Origin of the sequence: Paenibacillus sp. JJ-223 (assembly GCF_927798175.1) — a bacterium.
Classification (GTDB): Bacteria; Bacillota; Bacilli; order Paenibacillales; family Paenibacillaceae; genus Paenibacillus; species Paenibacillus hubeiensis.
The window spans coordinates 146,890-162,344 of record NZ_CAKMMP010000007.1 but is presented as its reverse complement, the minus strand read 5'-3'; the positions used below and the strand labels follow the sequence as shown (position 1 = coordinate 162,344).

Below are 15,455 nucleotides of genomic sequence, written 5' to 3'. Positions count from 1 at the left end.
AAAGACTCGTTCGGTCTACTTTAGCGTGCCTGAGATTCGTTAGCCTTCAACATAGGCGAAATCTTGCCGAATAAGGTGTGTGAGTTTCGTTAGAGTCTCTCCAGCGCCTGCTTTCCGTTACATGATGGGAAGGATACGTGGTAACTCGCAATTCGTGCAATCCGTCTATCCATCGCGATTGGAATTTGGTTCCTTGTTTGGCCGCAACGAAACTTCATATGATTTGTTTATAGGGTATACGGGAGCTTGAGTCAGAGTTCTGGCGTAAAGCTCAAGGAAGGAGGACAGGCCGGAGTTCATGAAACAATTCATGCGCAGCAAAGGGTGGATATTGGATATCGTTTTAGTGGTTAGTTTTATGCTCTTTTTATCGTTCTGGGGAGCACGGTTTCCCGTCATGTTTTTCGGCATGCTCAGCGCGGCGTTCATCGTTCTGCGCCGTATTGATTATAAGAGACACGTGGTGTTCAAAAGAATTCTGCTGATCGGCTTCGGCATCGCTGCCGTTTCGTTCGTCATCATAGAGGCCCTCGTATTTACCCAGCTGCACTCGGATGATCCCGAAGAGGCCGATTATGTCATCATTCTCGGATCAGGCATCAAAGGCACAGAGCTCTCGCTGACCTTGAAGCAGCGACTGGATGCCAGCCTGGACTACATACGTGCTCACCCGGATATTCCCGTCATTGTATCGGGCGGTCAAGGACCGGGGGAATCCATTACCGAGGCACTCGCCATGAGAACATACCTTGTTGAGGAACAGGGTATCGATCCGGGACAGGTGCTGATGGAAGACAAGTCGACCAGCACGCAGGAGAATCTCGCCTTTTCCAAAAAGATCATTGAAGATGCAGGGAACGAACATCCTGAAATCATGCTGGTAACGAGCGACTACCACATGTTCAGGGCCAAATACCTGGCTTCCAAAAACGGATATGCATCAGCATACGGCATTTCGGCGCCTTCGCCGATGCATCTGAAGCCGGTCAACATGATCCGCGAGTATTTCGCGGCGATCAAGGCCTTTCTCTAGATGCGGGAAAACAGGCAAACGCCGGCTCGTTGTTCCCGATCGGGTATGGCGGCCCTTGTTGTTTGGACCGATAAAGGTTTGACGGATACGCATGAGGTTGGGGAGAGCCCCAGCGTGGCAATCCGCGAACATCTGCGGAAGGAGTGATTTATTTCAGATGAAGACACATCTATTGCTTTTCGAAGGTTATGTTTCCTTTGAAATCATGCTGGCAAGTTATTTTATGAAAACGCAAGGGGAAATCGTAACGGTGGCGCCGGATCGGGGACCGCTTCGATCTTACGAGGGATTGTCCGTAAACCCGGACCACCTTTTCACAGAGCTGAACCCCGCTGAAGTTGAATTGCTTATCATTCCTGGCGGTGATGTCACATCGCTGCTTGACAGGCAGCCATTGTTTGAATGGCTGCGGGCGCTCGATCGGAATGGATCGGCGCTGGCTGCCATTTGTGCAGGCACATTGCTGCTGGGCAAGGCCGGCTTATTGGCGGGACGCTCGTTCACCACCAATGCGGAGACGGAAATGAGGACCATCACTTCGGAAGGGCATTACATGGATGCAAACGTGGTCGTTGACGGGCGTCTCGTTACGGCCAAAGCGCAAGGATACGTTGATTTCGGCATTGAGCTCGGCAAGGTCATGGAGATCTATTCGGGTCCGGAAGATTTAGCGGAGACGGTCGAAGTATTCAAGTATTTTGGCGACTCAAAATGATCAAAATGAAACGAAAGGACGTTCTTGTCGGCATCTTGCCGAGGGGGCGTCCTTTTTGAGTTAGCCCGCTTCTCTTGGTGAGAAGCTTACCGAGTATATGATTTTTCAATAACGTTATAGATTGTTTCGATTAAACATCCAGGAAGGGATCAAGTATCATTTAATACCAAGTATATCAATTGAATTAATCAATATTATAACGCGCAGGCATCATGGGCTAATGTTGCGGATCAAGCAGCACATGAATGTCTGACAGGGGGAGTGGGGATCGCATGCGCACACGGATACGCTGGGCTTCGGTCATTTTGACATTGGTTTTGTTGTTGTCGGCTTGCGCGAACGGTTCGGGCGGGGGTCAAGGAACGGCGACGAACAGTCCGACAGAAGGGTCTGAAGCATCGGGGAGTACGATAGCCAAAGGAGGGGACGTCACTTACGCGCTCGCCACCTCGCCGGATACGTTGGACCCGGCACGAAGCGGGCTTGCGGTTGCCATTCGCGTTTACCGGACGATTTTCGAAAATTTGGTGGTAAAAACGAACGATGGCACGATCAAACCTTGGCTGGCCACCGAGTGGGAGGAGTCGGAGGATCACAAAACGTATACGTTCAAACTGCGTAAGGGAGTGACGTTCCATGACGGCACGCCATTCAATGCCGAAGCGGTGAAATTCAGCTTGGACCGTATTCTTGACCCGAACACCAAAGCCGGCAATTCGGCGGCATTAATCGTTCCTTACGAAAGCTCCGACGTGATCGATGAATATACAATCCAACTGAATTTATCCGAGCCTTCGCGTGCATTTCTCGGCAATTTGAGCCAAGCTGCGCTGAGCATCGTATCGCCAACCGCGGTGAAAAAGTACGGCGAGCAGTTCGGACAGCATCCGGTCGGTACAGGACCATTCAAATTCATCAAATGGGACGAGAACGTGCAGGTACAGGTTGAACGCAATGCCGACTACGCTTGGGCTCCAGAAACGGTTGAAAATAAAGGAGCACCGTATCTAAACACGCTCACGTTCAAAATCATGCCGGAAGAAGCCACTCGCGTGGGCAGCCTGCAAAGCGGACAAGTGACGGCCATCGAGACGGTCCCGCCCCAAAATGTGCTGACATTGGAGCAACAGCCCGGTTTTCAATTGCTGAAAGTGAACACGCCAGGTCTTCCTTATACGTTGTTCATTAATCAGAAAAAAGAACCATGGAACGAATTGAAGGCCAGGCAGGCATTGCAATACGGCATCGATGTCGGTTCGATCGTGAAGACGCTGTATCTGGGCACCTATGAGCAAGCCTGGTCTGCGGTGACGCCTTCCATATTGGGTTACGATGCTTCTCTGGAAAATGCGATCCAGCCCGATCAGGCGAAGGCAGCGCAACTGCTGGAAGAGATCGGTTGGAAAGTCGGCGCGGACGGCATTCGTGAAAAGAATGGACAGAAACTTGTCTTGCATTACGTGGACGGTTCGCCGAACCGGGAAAAGCGGAATGACATTGCTGCAATGATCCAACAGCAGCTCAAAAAAATCGGCGTACAGGTCGAAGTGGAAATTACGCAGGATGTCGGTACCGTTGTGCACACGAACGGGGACTACGATATCTATGGCAACAGCCAGGTCAAGGATGATCCGCATGCGCTGCTTCCTTTCTATCATACAGCTGCTCCGGGAGCGAGGGCTACACTGTCCAATCTTTCCAGTCCGGAAGTCGACGAGTGGCTTGAACAAGGGGCGGTTGAATTCGACGATGCCAAGCGGGCTGAGATATACGGCAAAGTGTTGAGGTACATCCACGATCACGCGATTATCATTCCGATTTACATCTTCCCGTATGTGGTAGGAGCTAGCGATACGCTGAAAGGATTGCAATTTGATGGCTTGGGGTATCCGATCTTCAACGATGTATACGTTCAAAAATAGACGCATTGTCCAGATAAAACGAACTCTTCCCTTTATTGAGACTGCACGACGAAACGGAATTGTACACAGAAAGGATGAGAAACTTGGTCAAAGGCGTGGATTCAATTATTTCCCGGAACGAAGAGCTGTATTTGGAGCGATTGTTCAAGCTGCTGCGCCAGCCAAGCATCAGCACGCAAAATATCGGCATGCTCGAATGCGCCTCCCTGGTACAAGAGTTGTTCACGGATTGTGGCATCGAAAACCGCCGTTATGAAACGGAAGGGCATCCGATCATTTACGGGGAATACCTCCATCCCGACAATGAAACCACCGTGCTTATGTATGGCCATTATGATGTGCAGCCTCCCGATCCGCTGGACGAATGGGCAACTGCTCCTTTTGAACCGACGATTCGAAACGGCCGCATCTATGCACGGGGAGCGGGCGACAACAAAGGGCAATTCGTTGCAAGCATACTCGGTGCAAAGACGTACCTGGATTTCCACGGACGATTGCCCGTGAACGTCAAATGGATCATCGAGGGAGAAGAGGAAGCCGGGAGCCGTCATCTGGCAGCTTTCGTAGAGCAATACCGCGCGCTTCTACAAGCGGACCTGGTCTATACGACAGACGGTTCTTCCCATGAGTCGGGAGCACAATCCATCCTGCTCGGCGTGCGTGGTGCTTTGGGCGTGGAGCTGGTGGCGGAAGAAGCGAGATGGGACAACCATTCGGGCAACCTCGGCAATATCGTGCCTAATCCGATATGGCGACTGGTCGAGTTGCTGCACACGATGCGCAGCGGAAACGAGGTGACCATTGAAGGGTTCGCCGATGGAGTGAAACCGCCGACGGAGCTTGAAGAAAAGATATTGCACGACATCCCTTACGATCTGGAAGGGGTTCGACGCAAGAGCGGCTATGCTGCGCTGGATATCGATAGCGATACGTATCATCGCAGGCTGATGTTCGAGCCGACGCTGAATGTGAACGGATTGTTCAGCGGTCATACAGGCAAAGGAGGAAGGTCGATCATTCCGGCACGCGCCACAGCCCGGTTGGACATTCGTCTCGTTGCAGGACAGGACCCCGATCAGGTATACGAAGCGCTCGCCCGCCATGTGCGAAAACATGATGCCGGCATTACGCTGACGCGCAAAGGGGCGGTCCCCGCTTCAAGGACGCCCGCAGACCATCCGGCCGTGCTCGCCATTGCCGAGGCATTGGAGCAATCCACAGGGCAACGTCCTGTCATTCAGCCCAGCCTTGGCGGCACGCTGCCGGACTATGTGTGGACCCAGATTTTGAACGTGCCCTCCGTTATTGTTCCATATGCGAATTACGACCAAAACAATCATGGTCCGAACGAAAACTTGGAAATCAGCACTTTTTTCAGGGCGATCCGCAGTACATGTTACGTGTTGGAGCATTTGTCGCGCGTTTCTTTCAAGAGATGGTCGGGACAACCAGGTCATGCAATCCGGTGATATAAATGAACGAAAACGCAAGTGAGGGTGTGTCACAGCTCGCAGCTTGCGTTTTTTGCGATGTTTTGGTTGAGAGGCACTACCTTGTTTCGCCACATTAGCTGGTATGCATTGCTCGTCTGCTCAATCACTCCTTATTTTCGGGCAGAGCGCTTGCGCCGTCATGTTATAATAGTGTAAATCATAACCAAACGATGCAGGAGTGTACGATGATCAAAGACTATATGTTACCCCGACTTGTTCAAGAACATAAAATATGTGCGGAGCAGATGGAAGAAATCGTACGTTTGCTTGCTCAAGCTCCGCTTCTGTACGACGATGGACGCTCCATTCAGACAGATGATTTTCTCGCCGGTCTGGAAATGCAATTGACCCCGGAGGAGCGCCGCGCCGTGACGGAACTGTATGAACTGGCTGTAACGGCCTGTCGGCGCTGTGCCGACGAAACGGCCTACGAGCAGTTGCAGGATGTGCTGGGACTGCAAGCGGAGCTTTGGCAGGAAGGCGTGTTGTCCGTATCCGCATGGATGGTTTGGCTGGAGGAAATCGGTTCAGGAAAGCGCGTATTGCCGGAGTATGACTTTGTCGCCATGCTCGGTTCCTTGCCAGAGGGCTTCATGATTCATGATTTTTACGATGTGCTGAGAGAGCAGCTTGAGCAAAACCCTGCTCACGATTGGGCACGCCAAGAATGCGCGAAATTATACGCGGCACTGGGAGCAGGGAATACGCGGAACGAATAATCGAGGTCGCGATCGCTTCCATGGGCAACAAATGTGCAAAAATGAGCAAACCAGTAAGGCGATTTCGGCGTTCTTACTTGTATATGGAATGTTCGCAGTACATTCTGCGCGGAAACGGGGCGATTCGATGGGCAAAGTGGTATTGGCGGGAGGCACGGGGTTTGTAGGGCAGGATTTTGCGGACAGATTCGGCAAGCTCGGGTACGAGGTGCTCATCATCTCGCGCCAACCGGGGCATGTCGGCTGGGAAGACCGATCAGGCATTGTCCAGGCTCTGGAGGGGGCCGAAATGTTGATCAATCTGGCCGGAAAATCCGTGAATTGCCGTTATACCGAGGAGAACCGCAGGGTGATTCTGGAGTCCAGAACACGGACAACCCGGGCACTGGGCGAGGCCGCGCTGGCTTGCAAACAGCCGCCGAAGGTTTGGATCAATTCGAGCACGGCGACGATCTACAGGCATGCCGAAGATCGCCCGATGACGGAAAAAGAAGGCGAGATCGGTACAGGGTTCTCTGTTGACGTCGCGAAAGCTTGGGAGCAAGCTTTCTTTGAGTTTCAGCTGCCTTCCACGCGCCAGATCGCCCTTCGCATAGCCATCGTGCTGGGCAATGGCGGGGTGATGCAGCCGCTCGCGAATCTGGTCCGCTTCGGCTTGGGTGGTGCGCAGGGATCGGGACGGCAGCAGTTCAGCTGGCTGCACATCGAGGACTTGTTCCGGATAGTCCAGTTTCTGCAGCAGCATGAGCAGTTGGAAGGTGTCTTTAATGCTTCTGCGCCCCATCCCGTAACGAACCGCCAGTTGATGGCGAGTCTGAGAGAGCAGATGGGGGCGAAAGTCGGCTTGCCTTCGCCGCGCTGGATGCTGGAACTCGGCGCGCGCTTTATTCGAACCGAAACGGAGCTTGTGCTCAAAAGCCGCTGGGTGCTTCCCGAGAGGCTGGAGCAGGAAGGGTTTGTGTTCAAATATGACACGCTTGATAAGGCGCTTGCGAGCATTTTGCAGCGATAGCTTTAACAGGTTCGGTTTGTTCGTATGACATGAAGATGTGGAAGAGGCAGATCGTCTGCCTTTTTTCCGTTACATAAATAGAAAGAGGTTGGGCCATTGCAGCTTAGAAGAGTGAAGATCGTTGGAACCGGAAAGTATCTTCCGGTACGGAAAGTAACGGATGAGGAACTGGATGCTCGCCTGCAGGTGCCTGCAGGCTGGGTTGGCAAAGCGACGGGTGTGGGCGTGCGTCACTATGCCGAAGGAAAGGAAACGTCGTCGTACATGGGAGCAAGGGCGGCGGAGGCGGCACTGGCGGATGCCGGGTTGCAATTCACCGATGTGGACTGCCTCGTGTGTACGAGCGGCACGAAGGAGCAGCCTCTGCCAAGCACGGCTGCGTTCATCCAGCAGGCCATGGGAGAGCAGGATTCGGGCATCCCGGCCTTTGACATGGACGCGACTTGCCTGAGCTTCCTGAACGGTCTGGACGTGATCTCTTATATGGTAGATGCGGGCCGTTACCACCGGGTGCTGCTGGTTGCCTCGGAGATTGCTTCGCCGGGACTAAACTGGGCAGACAAAGAAAGCGCCGCGCTTTTCGGGGACGGGGCAGCGGCTGTTATTATTGAGCGGGCTGCCGACAACGAGAGTTCCCGGATCGTGCATGCCTCGATGAAAACGTACAGCCGGGGAGCGCGCTACTCGGAGATTGCCGGTGGAGGAACAAGGCTTCATGCGGCCCATTACGATGCTTTTGCACCGGAGCCGTATTTGTTTCATATGGATGGGCAGGCGATTTTTCGTATGGCGTCAAGGCTGCTCCCGGGATTTATGGATGACTTGCTTGCGGCTTCCGCAACGCGGATGGAGGATTTCAAACTGGTCATTCCCCATCAGGGCAGCGCGATGGCGATGAGGCTGCTTCGCAAAAAACTGGGCATTCCGGCGGAACGGTTCATGGACATCACGCGCAATCATGGCAATACGATTGCCGCGTCCATTCCGATGGGGCTGCATGAAGCCATTCGCCAGCAGCGCATTCAACGGGGCGACAGGGTGCTGATGGTGGGCACGGCTGCGGGATTGTCGCTGGGGGGACTCATTTTTGACTATTGACATTGCCGTGCAAGGCCGTATGCGCTCTACTCCCCTTCGCGTGTTATTGACGGGCGGGCGTGCGCCGGTGACGCTTGAGTTGGCGCGCATGCTTAAGCGGACAGGCCATAAGGTATATGTTGCCGAGAGTATGAAACACCATCTATGCAGTGCGTCTTCCGCGGTAGACCGGTGTTTTGCGGTACCGCCGCCACGCCAAGAGCGGGCCGCGTATTTGAAGGCCTTGGAGAGCTTGGTAAAGTTTCATCAGATCGATGTGCTGATCCCGATGTGCGAGGAGATTTTCCACGTGGCCCGGGGGGCGAAGCGGCTGCGCGAGCACTGCCGTGTTTTGGCTCCGGCCATGGAACAGCTGCATAGGCTGCATCATAAACATGAGTTTATTTTGCTTGCCCGCTCGCTGGGTCTTCCGGTTCCCGAAACTCGCCTGATCGAGAGTCGTCGGCAGTGGATCAAGGAAGACGCTGACTTACAGGCAAAGGGGCACTGGGTATGGAAACCGGCGTATTCCCGCTTTGCTTCCAAAGTGCGGCTGCCAAAAGTACGCAGCGGCGGGAATCGGCGTGGGGCATGGAGCATGCCATTGCACGATCTTTCCCAAACCCGGCACTCATACCGGAATGAACCGCCGGAAGGCGATCGTTTGTCCCCGGCTTCTCCTTGGGTCGCACAGTCTTATATTGAAGGCCGGGGAGTGTGCACCTACAGCATTGCGCATGAAGGCTTGGTGGTGGCGCATGCCGCTTACGAGAATCGTTTCCGGACAGGCCGGGCAGGAGCCAGCGTGCATTTTGAGCATCTGGAACATGAGCAGGCACTGCGTTGGGTCAGGCGTTTTGTCGAGGGGACGAACTATAGCGGCCAGATCAGCTTCGATTTCATGGAAACGCCGGATGGCCAAGTGTTTGCCATAGAGTGTAATCCCCGTGCCACGAGCGGCATTCATCTGTTTGGTTCGGGGGAAGAGCTGGTCAGCGCCTTGTTGGCTCCTGAACGTCTGGCGAGCGAAGGGCGCATGGTTGTTCCAGGACCTGATGCCAAGGCCATGCTGCTGCTGCCGATGCTGGGCGTCGGGCTGAAATATGCGTGCACGCCGTCCCGATTGCGGAAATGGGCGCATGCCTGGAAGGGCGCTCGCGATGTCGTATACGCTCGCGGGGATGGAAGGCCCTGGCTGCAGCAGCCGCGCATCGTGCTGGACGCATGGCGGCTTGCACGGAACCATCGGGTTTCCCTGACGGAAGCCCTGACTCATGACATAGAATGGAATGGTGAATAGCAATGAACAGAGCATTGGTAACGGGGGCTACCGGCTGCCTCGGCCGCAACCTGGCCGTCAGGCTGGCTTCGGAAGGTTGGGAGGTTACCGCCATGGGGCGCGATTCCGGTTTGGGCCAATCGCTTCAATCGGAAGCGGAGGGCATTCGGTTTGTGCGCGGCGACCTTCGGGACAAACACGCTGTCGAACAGGCATGCCAAGGGCAGGATGCGGTGTTCCACTGCGCGGCGTTATCGTCGCCATGGGGAGCGTATCGCGAATTTTACGGCAGCAACGTGGAAGGCACGCAAAATGTAGCCGATGCGTGCCTGCGATCAGGCGTGCAGCGATTGATTCATGTATCCACGCCAAGCGTGTACTTCGGATACGTTTCCAGGCATATGATTCATGAGGATGATCCCTTGCCGCCGAGACCGGCGAATCATTATGCGGCGACGAAACGTTTGGCCGAACAGGCTGTGCTTCAGGCCCACGCCGAAGGAATGCCTTCCATTATCATTCGTCCGAGAGCCATCTTCGGCCCCCATGACCGGACGCTGTTCCCGCGGATCGTGGCGGCGAATGCCAAATCGGGCGTGCCGATGATCGATGGCGGACAGGCGGAGATCGATCTGACGTGCGTCGATAACGTCGTGGACGCACTGCTGCTTTGCTGGAAAGCCGACGAACAAGCGCTCGGCAGGGCGTATAACATATCCAACGGCGATCCAAGGCCGTTCAAGGACGTCGTTGCCGACTTGTTCGCGCTGCTCGAACTGCCTTTGCGCACGCGCCGCATATCGCTTCGGACGGCGTACGGAGCCGCGGCGGTGCTCGAAGGAGTGCATCGCCTGCTGCCTTTTCTCGGGGAGCCGATGCTTACCCGCTATACGGTCGGCTCGTTAGCCGTCACGCAGACCTTGGACATTAACGACGCGAAGCGAAAGCTCGGGTATACGCCGCGATTGTCCGTGGACGAAGGCTTGCGGAAATTCGCGGATTGGTGGAGGGCTGCTGCATGCTGATATCGACCGCCGTTGAACTGCACCTTGGCGCTGCGGGGTACTGCACGCATCCCGAATTCCTGACACTGCGCGGCGGAAGCCTGCGCCCCGTTTCGTTTCCGGCCGGTTTCGCCTGCATCGTGCATCCGGTGCATGGACCCATGCTGCTGGATACGGGTTATAGCTCGCGTTTCTTCCGGGAAACGAATCGTCTGCCCAATGCGCTGTACCGTTATATTACGCCCGTCGTCTACAATGAAGGGGACAGTGCCGTTCAGTTTTTGGCGCGGATCGGCCTGCAGCCGGAAGACATTCGCTATATCATTCTCTCGCACTTCCACGGGGATCACATTGCGGGCGTGCGGGATTTTCCGCAGGCAAAAATGATCTATTTGCCGCAGGCCTACGACGCCGTTCGTTCATTGGGCCCGATCGCCGCCGTGCGGGCAGGCTTCCTGTCCGGATTGCTGCCGGAAGATTTTGAGGCCAGGTCTCTTCCCGTGACAGGAAAGGCGAAGCGAGTGGAAAGCCTTCCGGCAGATTTTCCATTTCCGGAGGTGTACGATCTGTTTGGGGATGGCAGCATGTTGGGCGTTGATGTTTCCGGACATGCCGCAGGCATGATGGGACTGCTGCTCAGCACGGGCAGGCACGATTATTTCCTGTGTGCCGACGCTGTCTGGTCCAGCAGGGCCTTTCGCGAACAACGCAGGCCGCATGCGTTTGCCGGCCTCATCATGTCGGACCGGGGGGAGTATCGGCGCAACTTTGACCGGTTGATCGCGATGCATCAGCGATTCCCTCACATTCGAATCGTGCCAAGCCATTGCCGCGAAGCGCTGCAAGCCTGGGGAACGGCCGAGGGGGCGAACCGATGAGCACGTTTCGCATATTGCGCCACTACGCATTAACTCGGGGGCTTCGAACTTGGAGAACGCGCCAGGCGCTTGAGCGCTGGCAGGAGCGGCAGATCGTTCGCCACGTCGATCGCATCCGCGAAAGCTCTCCTTTTTACCGGGAATGGTGGGCAGGGATTGCGTCGTCTGACTGGAGAAATTTCCCGCTGATCGACAAAACGCTGATGATGCAGCATTTCGATCGGCTCAACACGGTCGGCATATCGAAAGACGAAGCGATGGCCCTCGCCGGAGAGGGGGAGGAAACGCGCAATTTCAAACCATCGCTGCAGGGCATGACGGTAGGTCTGTCTTCGGGAACGTCCGGCAACCGCGGATTGTTTCTGGTGAGCGAGCGCGAGCAGGATGCCTGGACGGGTACGGTGCTGGCCAAGCTGCTGCCGGGCGGGCTGTGGCGGAAGGCGCGGATCGCGTTTTTTCTGCGGGCGAGCAGCAATTTATACGAATCGGTCCAGCGCGGTCGGCTTCAGTTTCAATATTTCGACCTGTTGGAGCCCGTTCATGAACTGATTGGGCGGTTGGAAGCGTATCGGGCCACGGTGTGGGTTGCGCCTCCATCCATGCTGCGCATGTTGGGCGAGGCCTATGCGAAAGGTACCTTGACCGTCAGACCTGACAAAATCATCTCGGTAGCCGAGGTGCTTGACCCGCTGGACCGCAGCGTGCTGGAGCAGACGTTCGGCCAGACGATCCATCAGGCGTATCAGTGCACCGAAGGTTTCCTGGGGGCGTCCTGCCGCATGGGCATGCTGCATCTCAATGAGGACGTCGTGCATATCGAAAAGGAATACATCGATCCGTCCACGCGGCGCTTCGTGCCGATCGTTACGGATTTTTCCCGCACTTCGCAGCCCATTGTGCGTTACAGGCTGAACGACATTCTGACCGAGGCGGAAGGGCGCTGCGCCTGCGGTTCGCCGTTTACGGCCATCGAGCGGATCGAAGGACGCTGCGATGATATGCTTTCTTTGTCGCATCGCGTGACCGGAGAGCCTGTGCCCGTATTTCCTGATTTTGTTGCTCGGGCGGTCATCGCCGCTTCTCCCGCCATTTTGCATTACCGGGTGGTGCAGCGCGTCGGTGGGGAACTGGAAGTCTCCATACGGCACGTCGGGGCGGAAACAACGGAACAGATCGAGACCAAGGTGTCGGCAGAGCTTTGTGCATTGGCTGAACGTTTGGAATGCGACTTGCCCGACATCAGGCATGTTCCGTATACATTCGAACCCGGCGTGACCAAGCTGCGCAGGGTGGAGAGAGAGCGGGCATGACGATCCGCCAAGAGGAAGGAAATTCGTTGAAACGGGAAGGATGATCGGGGTGACGGAACGAAAGAGGGGGCAAGATGAACCTGTTGCGTTGATTACGGGCACGTCGAGCGGTTTCGGCATGCTTACTGCAGTGACGCTGGCCAAACAGGGATACCGGGTCGCAGCAACGATGCGTGATCTCGGGCGCAAGGAGGAACTGGCAAAACGCGCCGAAGAAGCGGGCGTCCTGGATCGGCTGCATTTTATGCGATTGGACGTCACGGATACCGAATCCATCCGGGAGGCGGTTGCTGAAGCGTTGCGGATTCGCGGGCGGATTGACGTGCTGGTGAACAATGCGGGTTTTGCCGTGGGCGGTTTCATTGAGGAGCTGACGATGGAGGATTGGAGAGGCCAGATGGAGACGAATTTGTTCGGTCTGATCGGGGTGACTCGCGAGGTGCTCCCGGGCATGCGGGTCCGCAAAGATGGACTGATCATCAACCTTTCCAGCGTCAGCGGATTGTCCGGTTTTCCGGGGTATGGGCCATATGCGGCTTCCAAATTTGCCGTGGAAGGTTTCACGGAGAGCCTGCGTCATGAGATGCGGCCCTGGGGCGTCAAAGTGGTGCTCGTAGAACCGGGTGCTTATCGTACGCCCATCTGGGGCAAAGGGCTGGGTAATATCAGAAACCGCGAGGATTCTCCATACAAGGAGCAGTTGGACGCGGTGCTGAATTATTCCCGCCGGGCTTCGCAGACCGCCCCAAACCCGCAGGATGTCGCGGATCAGATCGCCCGTATCGTGCGTATGCGTTCTCCGCGCCTCCGTTATGCGTTGGGCAAAGATTCGGGCATGCTTATTTTCGCAAAATCATTTTTGCCTTGGAAATGGCTGGAATGGATCATCGCCCGTGGATTGGAACAGTCGGCGAAACGAAAGTAATGGGATGGCCGTTCAGGTTACAGTTACGTTTCAATACATGTCGGAGGTGCGCGTTCACGAAAATGCTTTTGTGTTTTTTACGGGTTTGGCGGACGTGAAGAGACAGATCGATTATCCTTACGAGGTGAATGGAGTGGCGGAGCATGAATGAACAAGTGGACTCATCGAAAATCATTTTTCGCGGCATTCTGCCGGATGAGGCAGAAGCATATTGGCCGTTGCGGCTGGAGGCGTTGAAAAACCATCCCGAGTCGTTCGGCGCTTCCTATGAAATGTCTGTACCGATTCCGTTGGAAGAGGTTCGGGAACGCATTCATACCGATCCCGACGATTATATTTTGGGAGCCTACACGGAAGAAGGCCTGCTTGCAGGCATGATGGGCTTCAAAAGGGAGCAGGGACTCAAGTTGAAACACAAAGCATTCATTTGGGGAGTTTATGTGTCGCCGCCGTTTCGCGGCCAAGGCATAGCTTCGGGTTTGCTGAAAGAGGTATTGGAGCGCGGCAGAAGGCTGGACGGGCTGCAGCAGATCAACCTGAGCGTGGTTGACTCGAATGAATCCGCCAAACGATTGTATGAGCAGCACGGGTTCGAGGTATACGGCATTGAAAAAAACGCGCTTGTCGTTCAGGGCCATGGATATGATGAAGCCCATATGACGTACTTCTACGTTAAAAGTTCTTAACGAGAAACAAGAGGGGGCAGTTGCATGTGCAGATATGCGATGAATGGACCTTACAAGGAAGTATTTGCCTGTTTCGCGTGCCGCAAATCGTTCAAACAAACTTCCAAATATGATCTGGAACCCGGGGTTTATGAGACGTTGGAACCTGTTTGTCCCCAGTGCGGCATGCCGATGCACAGCATGGGTCAGGATTTCAGGGCGCCCAAACAAAAGGACGTGAAGCAATGGGCAAAGGTGATCACTTTGTATGAGCACGGCTTCACGTATCATAACTGTGGTTGTGGGGCGGGATACCGTCCTGCAGAACCCCGGGAGCTGCCGGCTTTTTTGGAAGAGCATGCATCCAGAAAACGAAGTGACGGCGAAAGACTCTTGCAGCGTTTGTTGAACGGATGACGTTCAGGGAAAGACCCGCGAATGGAGGACGGACATACGATGATCCGCATGTATGAACAAAAGGACCTGCAACATGTCATTGCAGCACATATTCGTATTTATCGCGAGGAGTATAATTATGATGAAGGGTTCGCCGCCTTTGTGAAGAATGCAGTGCAGCAGTTCGGGCACGCTGGAGATCATGAGCATGAAATGATGTGGGTCGTGGAATTGGATGGCCGGCATGCAGGATCAATCGGGCTGGTCAGAGCGGACGAGCATACGGCGCAGCTTCGCTGGTTCCTGCTCGAACCGGGAGCACGGGGACAAGGTTGGGGGCGCAAACTGCTGGAGCAGGCCATTCGTTTCGCAGAGGAGCGGAGTTATGGCCGAATCGTGTTATGGACCAACGAAGCGTTAGCCGACGCTCGCCGGTTGTACAGTTCCTTCGGTTTTGAGATCGTGGAGCGACAGACGCAGCATTTGTCCGGCCAAAACGTAAATGAAGAGAAATGGGCTTTACGTTTGAACCGGAAACGGGAGGGAGCAATGTGACTAACCATCGGATGTGGAAGAAGGCGATCTTTGCGGCAGCGGGCGGAGGTTTGCTCCTGGCCATGTTGTGGGATGTCTCCGTTCAGGTAAACGAAGGGATTGCCGTATTGCGAATCGAGCAGAGCTTGCAGCAAATCACCAGCTCCTCGGCCAGTATGGTGCATAGCAACCCTCACGCGTATATTGCCTCCAGCGCGGATGCTTATAACCAGTTGTTGGATTTGGATACGACCGGATTGCGGGTTCTGCTGCAGCGGTTGGAAACGAGTCCGGACAATGGCCTGCGGGAGTGGATCATGGCGAAAGCCGGCTCTAGCCTGCTGGGAGAAGCTAACCCGGTAGAAACATGGGAGAGTGGCAAAGACTGGCTCAGACAGTATAAAATGAAGGCAGAGTAAACATTCCTCACCTCCAGTCATCATGAACAGGAATCACGACATTCCTGAAAGTCGAAACCATACGTAATGAGGTG

Annotated in this window: 17 protein-coding genes; all 17 read left to right on the top strand. The window is 55.0% G+C overall.

Going from position 1 to position 15,455, the window contains the following annotated elements:
• Positions 1-298 precede the first annotated feature (298 nt).
• Positions 299-1,033: a YdcF family protein gene (locus L6H98_RS14465; RefSeq protein WP_236416059.1), complete on the top strand. Its 735-nt coding sequence runs from the start codon at positions 299-301 to the stop codon at positions 1,031-1,033.
• Between the two features lie 157 nt (positions 1,034-1,190).
• Complete coding sequence (locus L6H98_RS14460) at positions 1,191-1,748, top strand: DJ-1/PfpI family protein (RefSeq protein ID WP_236416056.1); 558 nt, start codon at positions 1,191-1,193, stop codon at positions 1,746-1,748.
• A 272-nt stretch (positions 1,749-2,020) separates the two neighbouring features.
• Positions 2,021-3,670: an ABC transporter substrate-binding protein gene (locus L6H98_RS14455; RefSeq protein ID WP_236416054.1), complete on the top strand. Its 1,650-nt coding sequence runs from the start codon at positions 2,021-2,023 to the stop codon at positions 3,668-3,670.
• A 74-nt stretch (positions 3,671-3,744) separates the two neighbouring features.
• Positions 3,745-5,139, top strand: coding sequence for a M20/M25/M40 family metallo-hydrolase (locus tag L6H98_RS14450; RefSeq protein ID WP_236416053.1), 1,395 nt, complete (start codon positions 3,745-3,747; stop codon positions 5,137-5,139).
• Positions 5,140-5,348: 209 nt separating this feature from the next.
• On the top strand, positions 5,349-5,882 hold the full coding sequence (locus tag L6H98_RS14445) for a hypothetical protein (RefSeq protein WP_236416051.1): 534 nt from the start codon (positions 5,349-5,351) through the stop codon (positions 5,880-5,882).
• Between the two features lie 127 nt (positions 5,883-6,009).
• Positions 6,010-6,894, top strand: coding sequence for a TIGR01777 family oxidoreductase (locus L6H98_RS14440; RefSeq protein WP_236416049.1), 885 nt, complete (start codon positions 6,010-6,012; stop codon positions 6,892-6,894).
• 96 nt (positions 6,895-6,990) lie between these two features.
• A complete protein-coding gene (locus L6H98_RS14435) occupies positions 6,991-7,992 on the top strand; it encodes a beta-ketoacyl-ACP synthase III (protein ID WP_236416048.1) in 1,002 nt (333 codons plus the stop codon).
• Positions 7,982-9,271 carry an ATP-grasp domain-containing protein gene (locus L6H98_RS14430; protein ID WP_236416047.1) on the top strand — a complete coding sequence of 430 codons (1,290 nt, stop codon included), beginning with the start codon at positions 7,982-7,984 and terminating at the stop codon, positions 9,269-9,271. Before L6H98_RS14435 ends, L6H98_RS14430 begins: the two co-directional genes overlap by 11 nt.
• 2 nt (positions 9,272-9,273) lie before the next feature.
• Positions 9,274-10,275, top strand: coding sequence for an SDR family NAD(P)-dependent oxidoreductase (locus L6H98_RS14425; protein ID WP_236416045.1), 1,002 nt, complete (start codon positions 9,274-9,276; stop codon positions 10,273-10,275).
• Positions 10,269-11,132 (top strand): MBL fold metallo-hydrolase, encoded by an 864-nt coding sequence (locus L6H98_RS14420; protein WP_236416042.1) that lies wholly within the window; start codon positions 10,269-10,271, stop codon positions 11,130-11,132. Before L6H98_RS14425 ends, L6H98_RS14420 begins: the two co-directional genes overlap by 7 nt.
• On the top strand, positions 11,129-12,442 hold the full coding sequence (locus tag L6H98_RS14415; RefSeq protein WP_236416040.1) for a F390 synthetase-related protein: 1,314 nt from the start codon (positions 11,129-11,131) through the stop codon (positions 12,440-12,442). Before L6H98_RS14420 ends, L6H98_RS14415 begins: the two co-directional genes overlap by 4 nt.
• A 40-nt stretch (positions 12,443-12,482) precedes the next feature.
• Complete coding sequence (locus L6H98_RS14410) at positions 12,483-13,367, top strand: SDR family oxidoreductase (protein ID WP_236416038.1); 885 nt, start codon at positions 12,483-12,485, stop codon at positions 13,365-13,367.
• A gap of 4 nt (positions 13,368-13,371) precedes the next feature.
• A complete protein-coding gene (locus L6H98_RS14405; RefSeq protein WP_236416036.1) occupies positions 13,372-13,518 on the top strand; it encodes a hypothetical protein in 147 nt (48 codons plus the stop codon).
• Positions 13,511-14,053, top strand: coding sequence for a GNAT family N-acetyltransferase (locus L6H98_RS14400; RefSeq protein WP_236416034.1), 543 nt, complete (start codon positions 13,511-13,513; stop codon positions 14,051-14,053). Before L6H98_RS14405 ends, L6H98_RS14400 begins: the two co-directional genes overlap by 8 nt.
• Before the next feature lie 24 nt (positions 14,054-14,077).
• Complete coding sequence (locus L6H98_RS14395; protein ID WP_236416032.1) at positions 14,078-14,449, top strand: hypothetical protein; 372 nt, start codon at positions 14,078-14,080, stop codon at positions 14,447-14,449.
• Positions 14,450-14,470: 21 nt separating this feature from the next.
• On the top strand, positions 14,471-14,983 hold the full coding sequence (locus L6H98_RS14390; RefSeq protein ID WP_236416030.1) for a GNAT family N-acetyltransferase: 513 nt from the start codon (positions 14,471-14,473) through the stop codon (positions 14,981-14,983).
• The gene (locus L6H98_RS14385) at positions 14,980-15,381 is read left to right on the top strand and encodes a hypothetical protein (protein WP_236416029.1); all 402 of its coding nucleotides are present in this window, start codon (positions 14,980-14,982) and stop codon (positions 15,379-15,381) included. Before L6H98_RS14390 ends, L6H98_RS14385 begins: the two co-directional genes overlap by 4 nt.
• Positions 15,382-15,455 lie beyond the last annotated feature (74 nt).